The organism is Pseudomonas sp. 9_2_1, assembly GCF_059295275.1.
On sequence record NZ_CM181239.1, the window covers coordinates 2,440,214 to 2,452,513 of the forward strand.

At 65.9% G+C, this 12,300-nt stretch carries 10 protein-coding genes; 9 read left to right on the plus strand and 1 reads right to left on the minus strand.

What is annotated here, in order from left to right:
• The first annotated feature begins 47 nt into the window (after nt 1–47).
• The 9 genes from AC5O5I_RS11010 (at nt 48) to AC5O5I_RS11050 (ending at nt 10,537) form a co-directional block, all read left to right on the plus strand.
• Nucleotides 48–1,016, plus strand: coding sequence for a bifunctional MaoC family dehydratase N-terminal/OB-fold nucleic acid binding domain-containing protein (locus tag AC5O5I_RS11010; protein WP_172226708.1), 969 nt, complete (start codon nt 48–50; stop codon nt 1,014–1,016).
• A gap of 12 nt (nt 1,017–1,028) precedes the next feature.
• Complete coding sequence (locus AC5O5I_RS11015; RefSeq protein WP_172226711.1) at nt 1,029–2,162, plus strand: acyl-CoA dehydrogenase family protein; 1,134 nt, start codon at nt 1,029–1,031, stop codon at nt 2,160–2,162.
• On the plus strand, nt 2,134–2,553 hold the full coding sequence (locus AC5O5I_RS11020) for a MaoC/PaaZ C-terminal domain-containing protein (RefSeq protein WP_172226714.1): 420 nt from the start codon (nt 2,134–2,136) through the stop codon (nt 2,551–2,553). Before AC5O5I_RS11015 ends, AC5O5I_RS11020 begins: the two co-directional genes overlap by 29 nt.
• A gap of 17 nt (nt 2,554–2,570) precedes the next feature.
• Nucleotides 2,571–3,749 (plus strand): lipid-transfer protein, encoded by a 1,179-nt coding sequence (locus AC5O5I_RS11025; RefSeq protein ID WP_172226735.1) that lies wholly within the window; start codon nt 2,571–2,573, stop codon nt 3,747–3,749.
• 10 nt (nt 3,750–3,759) lie between these two features.
• Nucleotides 3,760–4,929: an acyl-CoA dehydrogenase family protein gene (locus tag AC5O5I_RS11030; protein ID WP_172226717.1), complete on the plus strand. Its 1,170-nt coding sequence runs from the start codon at nt 3,760–3,762 to the stop codon at nt 4,927–4,929.
• 74 nt (nt 4,930–5,003) lie between these two features.
• Nucleotides 5,004–6,209 carry an acyl-CoA dehydrogenase family protein gene (locus tag AC5O5I_RS11035; RefSeq protein ID WP_172226720.1) on the plus strand — a complete coding sequence of 402 codons (1,206 nt, stop codon included), beginning with the start codon at nt 5,004–5,006 and terminating at the stop codon, nt 6,207–6,209.
• A complete protein-coding gene (locus AC5O5I_RS11040) occupies nt 6,206–7,360 on the plus strand; it encodes an acyl-CoA dehydrogenase family protein (RefSeq protein ID WP_172226723.1) in 1,155 nt (384 codons plus the stop codon). Before AC5O5I_RS11035 ends, AC5O5I_RS11040 begins: the two co-directional genes overlap by 4 nt.
• Before the next feature lie 20 nt (nt 7,361–7,380).
• A complete protein-coding gene (locus AC5O5I_RS11045; protein WP_172226726.1) occupies nt 7,381–9,069 on the plus strand; it encodes a class I adenylate-forming enzyme family protein in 1,689 nt (562 codons plus the stop codon).
• A gap of 88 nt (nt 9,070–9,157) precedes the next feature.
• Nucleotides 9,158–10,537 carry a DUF1329 domain-containing protein gene (locus tag AC5O5I_RS11050; protein WP_172226729.1) on the plus strand — a complete coding sequence of 460 codons (1,380 nt, stop codon included), beginning with the start codon at nt 9,158–9,160 and terminating at the stop codon, nt 10,535–10,537.
• 212 nt (nt 10,538–10,749) lie between these two features.
• Here the strand turns inward: AC5O5I_RS11050 and AC5O5I_RS11055 are convergent, their stop codons facing one another.
• Entirely contained in the window at nt 10,750–12,075 is a 1,326-nt protein-coding gene (locus AC5O5I_RS11055) for a spinster family MFS transporter (protein WP_172287472.1), read from the minus strand.
• Nucleotides 12,076–12,300 lie beyond the last annotated feature (225 nt).

Below are 12,300 nucleotides of genomic sequence, written 5' to 3' on the forward strand. Positions count from 1 at the left end.
GGCGGTGGCCGATCCGGGTCGCTGCCCTAACGCTGCAGGAGACGACTTTGGCTGATCCACAATTGCTTTGCGCTGTGCGCGCCCTGGTTGGGCGCCAGTACGGCCGGGTGTATGCCTGGGACGCGGTGAACGCGCCGATGATCCGCCAGTGGTGCGAGATCATGGGCATCGACAACCCGCTCTACACCGACCCGGCGTTCGCCAGCACCGGCCCTCATCAAGGGCTGGTGGCGCCACCGGCCATGCTCCAGGTGTGGACCATGGAGGGGCTGCACGCCAACAACTACCCGCCGGGCTCCACCGACCAGAACCCCTACGAAGTGCTGAAGCTTATCGAGGAATACGGCTACGCCTCGGTGGTAGCGGTGAACTCCGAATTGAGCTTTACCCGGCCGCTGTACCTGGGTGAGCGGCTGTACTACACCACCCGCCTGGAGGCCGTGGGTGACGAGAAGACCACGGCCTTGGGCACCGGTTTCTTCGTCACCCTGGTAATGAGCCATTTCGTCGAAAAGCCCGAAGGCGACGAGCCGGTGGGCGAGCTGTTGTTCCGGGTGTTCAAGTTCCGCCCGGCCAACCCGCAACCGGCGCCGCAGCCGCAGGCCGAGCCGGCCAAGGCCAGGCGGCCGATGCCCGGGGTCAGTGACGATACCCGCTTCTTCTGGGAAGGCTGCGCCGAAGGCAAGCTGCTGATCCAGCGCTGCAGTGCCTGCGCCACCTTGCGCCACCCACCGGCACCGGTATGCATGCACTGCCACAGTTTCGAGTGGGACAGCGTGCAGGCCAGCGGGCGCGGCAGCCTGTATTCGTTCGTGGTCATGCACTACCCGGAGGTCGCGCCCTTCGAGCACCCCAACCCGATTGGCCTGATCGAGCTGGAAGAAGGCGTGCGCCTGATCGCCGGGCTGACCGGCGTGCAGCGCGAGCAGTTGCAGGTCGGCCAGCGCTTGCAGGTGGCCTTCGAGACCTTCGATGAGCAACTGACCCTGCCGTTGTTCCGGCCTGTGGTCGAATAGGAGGGCGTGACCATGGATTTCGAGTTGAGCGAAGACCAGCGGGCGATCGAGCAGATGGCCGACAGCCTGTTCAGCGACCATTGCCACGATGACTACCTGCGCCAATGGGACAGCACCGGCGATGCGCTGATGGCGCCGCTGTGGGCGTTGTGCCAGGAAACCGGCCTGCATGCCCTGGCCATTCCCGATAGCGCAGGCGGCAGCGGCCTGGGCATGACCGAGCTGATGCTGGTGCTGCAGGCCCAAGGGCGCAGCCTGGCGCAGGTGCCGCTGTGGCGCCACCAGCTGGCGGCGGCAACCCTGGCCAACTTTGCCCTGGGTGACGCTGCCGGGCTGGCCGCTGAGGCCGCCCGCGGCGAACGGCTGCTGAGCCTGGCGCTGGACAGCCTCGGCACTGCCCATGGCATCGCGTTGCTTGCCACCCCCTGCGTCGAAGGCTGGCAGGTAGACGGCCAGGTTGCCGCTTTGCCCCTGGGTGGCCAGGCACACGCAGCGCTGGTGCCGGTGCGGGTGGACGACCAGATACGGCTGTTGCTGCTGGAGCTCGACGCCCCGGCGGTACGCCGTAGCTGCGGCGTGCTGACCCACGGCGAGGCCATTGCCGACCTGCAGGTGGAAGGGCTGCGGGTGAGCGCTGACCGGGTCTTGCCTGCCGCTGCCCTGTCCTGGCTGGAGCCACGCGCCATCGCGGCGCTGGCGGCGCTGCAACTGGGGGTCAGTGCCGAGCACATCCGGCGCACCGTGGCGTATGTCGGTGAGCGCGAGCAGTTCGGCCGGCCGATTGGCAGTTTCCAGGCCGTGCAGATGAGCATGGCCGACAGCCATATTGCCCTGGAAACCCTGCGCAGCACGTTGTGGCAACTGTGCTACCGCCTGGATACCGGCCTGCCGGCGCCCTCCGAGGCCCTGGCCACGGCCTACCTGGCCTGCGAGGCAGGGCACCGCATCGGTCATGTCGCGCAGCACGTGCATGGCGGCATTGGCGTCGACCTGACCTACCCGATTCACCGCTATCTCTACTGGAGCCGCGCCCTGGGCATTGCCCTGGGCGGTGCGGCGGCCTGCCTGGAACGGCTCGGCGACTGGCTGAGCGACAACGACAAGCTGGGATGGAAATATGACCTCGAAGAACACCAAGCGCTTTGACGACGTGCGCCCCGGCGAAACCCTGCCGACCCTTGAAGTGCCGATCACGGTAGCGCTGATTACCGGCGGGGCGATTGCCACGCGCGACTACTTCCCCGGTCACCACGATCTGGACGCCGCGCGTGAACTGGGTTCACCGCATGTGTTCATGAACATCCTCACCACCAATGGCCTGGTGCAGCGCTTCGTCGAAGCCTGGGCCGGCCCGCTGGCGCGCTTCACCGCGCTGAAGATCAAGCTGGGGGTGCCCAACTACCCGGGCGACCGCCTTACCTTCAACGCCAGCGTCACCCGCCACGACCCCGAAACCCGCGAAGTGGAACTGACCCTTAGCGGCCGAAACTCCATGGGCAACCACGTGACCGGCACGGTCGCGCTGGTGCTGCCATGACCACCGGAGGCAGCAGCATGAGCAACCTGTCCATTTCCGGGCGCGCCGCCATCGTTGGCCTGGGCGCGACCGAATTTTCCAAGAACTCCGGGCGCACCGAACTGCGCCTGGCGCTGGAAGCCACTCTTGAAGCGCTGCGCGACGCCGGTATCGACCCGTCCGAAGTCGAGGGCTTCAGCTCGTATTCGGTAGACAAGGTGCCGGAGTACGAAATCGCCCGCCTGCTGGGCTGCAAGGATGTGAAGTTCTTTTCCCAGGTGCCGCACGGCGGCGGTGCGGCCTGCGCGCCGGTGATGCACGCGGCCATGGCGGTGGCCACCGGGGTAGCCAAGGTGGTGGTGGTGTATCGGGCCATGAACGAGCGCTCCTGGTACCGCTTTGGCAGCGGCAGCTACGGTTTTGCCGCCACGCCGATCTTCGACAACGTCAATTACGGCTGGTACATGCCGCACGGCTTCCACACCCCGGCGGCCTGGGTGGGCATGTTCGCCCAGCGTTACATGCATACCTATGGCGCCACCTCCGAGGACTTCGGCCGGGTTGCCGTGGCCGCGCGCGACTTTGCCGCCAGCAACCCCAAGGCGTTCTTCCACGGCAAGCCGATCACCCTGGAGGAGCACCAGGCGTCGCGCTGGATCTGCGAGCCGCTGCACCTGCTCGATTGCTGCCAGGAATCCGACGGCGCCGTGGCCATGGTCATCACCTCGGCCGAGCGGGCCCGTGACCTGCGGCAGAAACCGGTGACCATCAAGGCCGGCTCCCAGGGCATCACCTGCGGCCAGCAGAGCATGACCTCGTTCTACCGCGACGACATCACCGGGCTGCCCGAAATGGACGTGGTGGCCAAGGAGCTGTATCGCCAGTCCGGTCTCGGCCCGGAGGCCCTGCAAACGGCGGTGATCTACGACCACTTCACCCCCTTTGTATTACCGCAGCTGGAAGCGTTCGGTTTTGCCAGGCGTGGCGAGGCCAAGGACTTCATCCGTGCGGGGCACCATGCCCGGGGCGGCAAGTTGCCGATCAACACCCATGGCGGGCAGCTGGGCGAGGCCTACATCCACGGCATGAACGGGGTTGCCGAGGCGGTGCGCCAGGTGCGCGGCACCGCGGTCAACCAGGTGGCGGATGTCGAGAACGTGCTGGTAACCGCCGGTACCGGCGTGCCGACCAGTGGCCTGATACTGGGCGCGGCCTGAGGAGCACAGCATGTTTGTCGATCTTACCCCCGAGCAACATGCCCTGCGCCGCAAGGTGCGGGACTACTTCCAGGCCTTGATGACCCCCGAGCTGCGTGAACGCCTGCGCGGCCAGGAGGGTGGCGAGCTGTACCGCCAGACGGTGCGGCAGATGGGCCGCGATGGCTGGCTGGCGGTGGGCTGGCCCAAGGCCCATGGTGGCCAGGGCTACGCCGCCACCGAGCAGTTGATCTTCTTCGAAGAAGCCAACATTGCCGGTGCGCCGCTGCCATTCGTGACCATCAGCACCGTCGGCCCGGCGTTGATGGCGCACGGTAGTGACGCGCAGAAGGCGCGTTTCCTACCGGGTATCGCCGCTGGCGAAATCATGTTCGCGATTGGCTATTCCGAGCCCGACGCCGGCAGCGACCTGGCCGTGCTGCGCACCAGCGCCCGGCTGGACGGTGATGCCTTCGTGGTCAACGGCAACAAGCTGTGGACCTCGGGCGCCGAGTCGGCCGACTACATCTGGCTGGCGGCGCGCACCGACCCAAGCCAGGCCCGGCACAAGGGCGTGTCGATCCTGATCCTCGACACCCGTCTGCCAGGCTTTGCCAGCACGGTCATCCCCACCACCAGCAACCCGACCGCCGCCACCTATTACGACAATGTGCGGGTACCCGCCGACATGCTGGTGGGCGAGCTGCATGGCGGCTGGAAGCTGATTACCGACCAGCTCAACCATGAGCGCCTGGGCCTGGGCTCATGGTCGGACAAGGTCGTGGGCCTGTTCCGCAGGGTCTACCTGTGGGCGCGCGCCCGCGACGAGCAGGGCCGCCGGGCGATGGACAAGGCCTGGGTGCGCAGCACCCTGGGTGAATGCTACGCGCGCCTGGAGGCCATGCGCCTGATCAACCTGCGCATCGCCGCCAACCTCGAACGCGAGCACATGGATGTGGCGCTGAGTTCGACCACCAAGGTCTATGGCTCGGAGTCTGCCATCGAGATCTTGCGCCGGCTGTCGGCCATCGTCGGCGCCAATGGCCTGGTACGCGGTGGTTCGGCGGCTTCGGCCCTGCAAGGCGAGCTGGAGTACGAGCTGCGCGCGTCGGTCACCGTGACCTTTGGCGGCGGTACCAATGAAATCCAGCGTGAGCTGATCGCCCAGTTCGGCCTGGGCATGCCGCGTTACCAGCGCTGAGCGCCCCGCGCCGCCGCGTCATTCCAACAAAAGGCCCCCCGGCAGTGGCCGGGGCTGGGCCGAGGGTTGCATCAATGAACACGATCGAGCAATTCAGGCACGAAACCCGTGCCTGGCTGGAAGCCAACTGCCCGCCGTCGATGCGCGTGGCCATGGGCGAGGGTGATGTGGTGTGGGGGGCCAGCCAGCCGCAGTTCCCCAATGACGACGCGCGCCTGTGGTTCGAGCGCATGCGCGACCAGCGCTGGTTCTGCCCCGAGTGGCCGCAGGCCTATGGCGGCGCAGGCTTGAACGCCGAGCAGGTGGCGGTTCTGGAAAGTGAAATGCGTCGGCTGCGCTGCCGGCCGCCGCAGATCAACCTGGGTATCTGGATGCTCGGGCCGGTGCTGCTGGCCTACGGCAGCGAGGAACAGAAGCGCACCTTGCTGCCGCCCATGGCGCGGGGCGAAGTGCGCTGGTGCCAGGGCTTCTCCGAGCCCAATGCCGGCTCTGACCTGGCCAGCCTGAAGATGGCGGCGCGCGACGCCGGTGACCATTTCGTGGTCGACGGCAGCAAGATCTGGACCTCGTACGGCGACAAGTCCGACTGGATGTACGCCCTGGTGCGCACCGACCACCAGGCGCCCAAGCATGAAGGCATCAGCCTGATCGTGCTGGACATGCGCAGCCCGGGGGTGAAGGCCGTGCCGATCGACCTGATCAGCGGCAAGTCGGCGTTCTGCCAAGTGTTCTTCGACTCGGTCAAGGTGCCGAAAAGCAATCTGGTGGGGCCGCTGAACGGTGGCTGGAACCTGGGCAAGTACCTGCTGCAGCACGAGCGCAAGGCGATGTCGAAGTTCGGCGAATTCAGCCTGCCTTCGCACTTTGACCTGCTGGCCCTGTTGCGCGACTACCTGCCGCAGCCGCGCAGCCAGGGCGAATGCGCCTTGCAGGCGCGCGCCGTGGCCTGCGCCATGGACGAGCACGCCTATAACCTGACCGTGCAGCGCATGGCCGAGGAGGGCCGCTGTGGCGACGATATCAGCGGGCTGATGGCAATCATGAAACTGGTGCACACCGAGCAGGAGCGCGACAAGTTCGAAGTGCTGCTCGACGCCATGGGCGGCCACGCTCTGGGCTGGCAGCACGAGAGCTTCAGCGAGCGCGAACTGGCGGTGACCCGCGCCTGGTTGAACAGTTACGCGCTGACCATCTCGGGCGGTGCTTCGGAAGTGCAGCTCAATGTCATTGCCAAGCGTGTGCTTGGCCTGCCTGATGGCAAGAAAGGAGTGCAAGCATGAACCTTCGTTACAGCGAGGAGCAGCGCCTGCTGGCCGACAGCGCCAGGGATTTTCTTGCCGCCCGCAGCCCGGTGGCGGCCCAGCGTCGGCTGCGCGATCAGGGCGCGGCCAGCGGTTTTGACCCGCAAGTGTGGCGCGATGCGGTGGCGTTGGGCTGGAGCGCGATACCGTTTCCCGAGGCGCAGGGCGGGCTGGACTTCGGCTGCATGGGCCTGGGCCCGGTGTTCGAGGCCATCGGCCACAACCTGGCAGCGACGCCGTTGCTGTCCAGCGTGGTGCTGGGCGGCTCGCTGCTGCACCTGGCGGGCTCGCCGACCCAGCAAGGCGACTGGTTGCCGGCGTTGATCAGCGGTGAGCGACGTGTGGCGCTGGCGGTGGATGAACGTGCCCGCCATCAGCCCCGTGATATCGCCCTGGCAGCGGTGGCCGATGGCGACGGCTTCTGCCTGCAGGGTGAAAAGTTCTGGGTGGTCGATGGTGTCGGTGCCGATGCTTATGTGGTAGCGGCGCGCACGGCTGGCCAGCCGGGCGAGGCGCAGGGCATCAGCCTGTTCCTGGTGCCCGCCGATACACCAGGGGTGGCCTGCAGCCCGCTGCCGTTGATCGACTCACGCAACAGCGGGCGCTTGCGCCTGGACCAGGTCCGGCTTGGCCGCGACGCCTTGCTGGGTTGCCCTGGTGAGGGCTGGGTGGCGCTGGACGCCGCGCTGGACCGTGGCCGGGCATGCCTGGCGGCAGAACTGTTGGGCGCGGCGCAGCAGTTGTTCCAGACCACCCTCGAGTACCTCAAGACACGGGTGCAGTTCGATGTCCCGATCGGCTCGTTCCAGGCCCTGCAGCACCGCGCCGCGCAGTTGTATGTGGACCTGGCGTTGGCCCGCAGTGCGGTAATGGCCGGCCTGGCGGCGCTGGATGATGGCGAGCTCGACGCTGCCCGGCGTGGTCGCCTGGTCAGCCTGGCCAAGTGGAAAGCCGGCGATACCGCGCTGAAGGTGGCCAACGAAGCGGTGCAGATGCACGGCGGCATTGGCGTCACCGACGAGCTGGACGTCGGCCTGTACCTGAAGCGCGTGCGGGTGGCGCAAGCTTGCCTTGGCGACCGGGACTTCCACTGCGAGCGCTATGCCGACCTTGACCAGGCCTGCGCCTGAAACCTCGTGGGAGAACCCTGATGAGCATACAACTGTGGCGACAGGCCTGGCAGCAGCTGATAGCGCCGGGTGCGCCGTTTGAAGTGGTGAGCCCGGCCGATGGCAGCCCGCGGTATTTCCGTCACGCTGCGCGCAACCTGATGCAGGTAATCGACGCCGGCCGCGTGCATGGCGACAAGCAATTCATCATCTGGCAGCAGCAACGGCTGACCTTCAATGATTTTTTCGACGCGGTCGACCGCCTTGCCGGGCAACTGGCCGGGCCATTGGGGGTACGCCCCGGCGAGCGGGTGGTGATTGCCATGCGCAACCAGCCTGCCTGGCTGGTGGCCTTCGCCGCTATCCAGCGTTGTGGGGCGGTGTGCGTGCCACTGAATAGCTGGGGGCTGCGCGACGAGCTGCTGCATGGTGTCGAGGACAGCGGCGCACAACTGCTGTTTTGCGATGAAGTGCGCCTGGCGATGTTGCGTGAAGACCTGACGCGGGGTGGGCATACCTGCATCGTGGTAGGGCACAGCTCCGAGCCTGCATTGCCTGAAGGCTGCCTGCGCTACGAAGCCCTGCTGGCGGCCGAGCCGCGGGTGCTTGCGGTGCCAGAAATTCCACCCGAGGCCCCGGCGCTGATCCTCTACACCTCGGGTACCACCAGCCGTGCCAAAGGCGTGCTGTCCAGTCACCGGGCGGTATGCCAGGCCCTGGCGGCACTGGAGTTCCAGGGCGCCTTCTGTGCCATGAGCTCGCCCCAACGGGTCGGCGGCATGCTTGCCAGTGGCTACGCGCCCACCTCGTTGATGGCGGTCCCGCTGTTCCACGTCAGTGGGCTGCACGCCCAGTTCCTGTCGGCGTTCCGCCCTGGCCGGCGGTTGCTGCTGATGTACAAGTGGGACCCGGAGCAGGCGCTGGACCTGATCCGCGATGAGCGCTGCACCCAGTTCAACGGCGCGCCGGTGATGATGCAGCAGTTGCTCGCTTCTGAACGCTACGGCAGTGACGATACGGCCAGCCTGTTCGGCCTGGGCCTTGGCGGCGGTGCGTCGTCTGCCGGGCTGCTGGCCGAAATGCTCGCCCGCAAGCCCGAGGTGATCGGCGGCAGCGGTTACGGCCTGACCGAGAGCAACGGTATTGGCGCAGCCATCGGCGGTGACCCTTTCGAGTACCGCCCGGCCACGGCCGGTTGGCCGTTACCGATTGTCGAGGTCCGCATCGGTGATGACCCGCTGCAACCTTTGCCGCCAGGCACTTCAGGCGTGATCTGGCTGCGCTCGCCGACGCTGATGGAGGGCTACTGGAACCTGCCGGCCGCCACGGCCGACAGCGTGCGCGCAGGGTGGCTGGACACCGGTGACCTCGGCTACCTGGACGACCAGGGCTTCCTGTACATCAGCGGTCGGGTCAAGGACCTGATCAACCGGGGTGGCGAGAAGATCTCGGCAGTTGAAGTCGAGAGCTGCATCAGCGACATGGCGGGCGTGGATGAGGCGGCCGCATTTGCCCTCGACGATCCGGCAATGGGCGAGGTGCTGGCGCTGGCAATCCAGGGCAGCCCGGCCACGCTGCCGTCGGATGAACAGGTGCGCGGCTACATCGCTGCACGCCTGGCACCCTACAAGGTACCCGCCCAGGTGTTTCGCCTGCATCAGCCGCTGCCGCGCAATGCCACCGGCAAGGTGCTGAAGGCCGAACTCAAGGCACGCCTGTGCGTCGAGTGACTTTTTAGTCTCTCCGGACGATGCCGATCGCCCTGGAACACGAACAATGAAGCCATACCAGAAGCCTTATCAGCGAAGGAGGCAATACATGAAAACAACAAAAGGTGTGATGCTCGCCGCCGTCATTACAGTCAACAGCGGGCTGCTGGCCAGCGCCTACGCCGCCGTGCCGGCAGACGAAGCCGCCAGGCTCGGCAAGGACCTTACCTGCGTCGGCGCCGAGCAGGCGGGGAACGCCGCCGGCACCATCCCGCCCTACACCGGCAAGTACCTGGGCGAGGTGCCGGGCTGGAACCACGTGAAGTTCTCGGGCGACCAGCCCGTGGACCCGTATGCCGACGAAAAACCGATACTGGTGATTACCGCGCAGAACATGGACCAGTATGCCGATCACCTCAGCGAAGGGCAGAAGGCGCTGCTGAAGAAGTACCCCGCCACCTACAAGATGAACATCTATCCCGGCCATCGCGACTTCCGTTACCCCGACTACGTGTGTCGCCGGGTGATGAGCAACGCCGTGAATGCCAAGCTGGTGAACGACGGCCTGGGTGTCGAGGGGCTGGGCCAGGTACCGTTCCCGATCCCGAAAAACGGCATGGAGGTGTTGTGGAACCACCAGTTGCCGGCACGTGCCTACACCGAGGAGAAGATCTCCGACCTGGCATCGGTGTTGCCCAACGGCAGCATAGGTTGGGGTCGCGCGCATGCGCGCAACCTGTCCCAGGCCAACTCGCCAACGGTGGAGCCGAAAACCTCGGACATGGTCCAGGCGATGAGCTACAACACCACCCTGAAGCCCGCGCGTGACAACGGCGTGATCAGCATTGCCCACGAGCCGTACAACTTCGTCACTTCGTCGCGCCAGGCCTGGTCCTACAGCCCGTCGACCCGCCGCGTGCGGCAGATGCCGGGGTACGGTTACGACCAACCGATGATCGGCACCAACGGCACCATGACGGTGGACGAGGACCGTCTGTTCAACGGCGCACCGGAACGCTACACCTGGAAGCTGCTGGGCAAGCGCGAAATCTACACCCCGGCCAATGCCTTCAAGGCCAACGCCGGCAACGTCAAGTATGCCGAGCTGCTGACGCCCAACCACCCCAACCCGGCGTTCATGCGCTATGAGTTGCGCCGGGTCTGGGTGGTGGAGGCGGACCTGAAGGAGGGCTACCGGCATGTCTACGGCAAGCGCGTGCTGTTCATCGACGAGGACACCTGGAACGCGGTGATGGCCGATAACTACGATGCCCGTGGGCAGTTGTGGAAGCATGCGATGGTCAACTATTACTACCACCCGGACATGAGCGGTTGGCAGGCCGGCTCGCAGTTCTTCATGGACCTGAACTCGGGGCAGTACACCGGTTACGGCATGACCAACGAAGCGAAGAAGGGGCCGATTCTGAACGAGAGCAAGTTCACCCCGGACATGTATACGGCGGATGCAGCGCGGGCTATCGGGCGTTGATGGACTGATAGTTCCCCCTTGAAGTGAACGAGGCCTGGCAGGGATCAACCCTGGCAGGCCTTTTTGTTTGTGAGGTGAAAGGTTTGTCGGGGCGTTGGGGGAGGGCTACCAGGTGCCTGGCATGGCATTTTCGCCGGGGCATAAATCGAGCGCCGCGCGGGCGGCGCTCGATTTCACAGGCGCTCAAAATGCAGTGCCAAGCACCAGCGCCCCTACACCGCCACCGCGCCAACAACCTTGCCCGCCGCCACCCCCTTGATCTGCGCCCGATACCGCGGCAACGCCATCGCCAGAAACCCCGCCGCCAGCACCAGCAACACCACCGAAGCCGCCAGCGCATAGCGCAGCGACTCACCCTGCAGGCTGGGCAGGAACACATCGCTGAGCATGCCGATCAGCAACGGCCCAAGGCCTACCCCGAGCAAGGTCATGGCCATGACGAAGATCGCCGTGGCCTGGGCCAGGCGGTGGGCCGGGAACAAATGCGTGATGGCGCCCAGGCACGGCGTTGCCCACCACACGCCAAAGAAACCGAACGCGCTGTAGAACAGAAACGCCTGCGGTACCGGCGTGTCGCCAATATGAAACGCCACCCCTTGTGGCCACAGGAAGTAGGCCAGCGCAAACGGGATGCTCAACAGCGTGCCCAGCAACGGCACGCCAATCTGCCAACCCACGTCACGCCGGGCCAGGCGGTCGGTGAGCATGCCGCAGACCAGGGTGCCAATGGTCGAGCCCGTGCCGCCCACCACACCTACCAGAAAGCCCGCCTGCTGCATGTTCAGGCCATGAGAGCGAATCAGGAAGCTGGGGCTCCAGGTACCAATGGCATAGCCGGCTATGGCCGCTGCACCGCCAGTCAGTATCAACCACAAGAACGAAGGCATGCGCAGCAGCTCGGTCAGGGTACGCAACCATCCTTCGCCCGGCTCATTCGCTGCTTGCCGCGTACGCACCGGGGCCGGTGCGCGAACCGTCAGCAACAGCAGCAAGCCCAGCAAAATGCCGGGTGCGCCAATCAACAGGAACGCGTAGCGCCAGCCATGCTGCTGGGCAATCCAGCCGCCCAGGCCCAGGCCGACAATCGCGCCCAGGCTGGAACCGAGCATCAGCACCGCCAAGGCAGTGGAGCGGCGGTGCGCCGGGTACAGGTCGGACACCATCGCCACCGAAGGCGCAGTGCCGCCGGCCTCGCCGATGGCAACCCCGATCCGCGCCAGGACCAGGGTGAAAAAGCTGCCGGCCATGCCGCAGAGCATGGTCATCAGGCTCCAGGCCATGCAGCTGAAGGCAATCACCGGTTTGCGCCCGATGCGGTCTGACAGGCGCCCCAGCGGCAGGCCGAACACCGTGTAGAACACTGCAAAGGTCACACCCGATAGCAAGCCGATGCCAGTATCGGAAATGCCGAACTCCTGCTTCACCGGCTCGATCAGGATCGCCATCAGCTGGCGGTCGATGTAGTTGAAGACGTAGATGCCGGCCAGCACCAGCAGGGCGTAGTGGGTACGCCAGGTCACAGGGGGGGATGGGTTCACTGTTCAGGCTCCGCTTCTTGTTTTGGGTGCGCACGATCCTCGGCGCATTGCGCATGGTTTTCATCGTCTGTTCAGACCAGTTCAGGCACCTGTCACCAGGCTTGCCGACGGCCGCAGGCGCGGCGCAGAAAACGGCCTCGGGCGCCGCACCGAAAATAGTCTCGACGGACGATGTTTCGCACCCGCCCACGGTGAATCATTCAGCCCATATCCGGTGAATTGCGT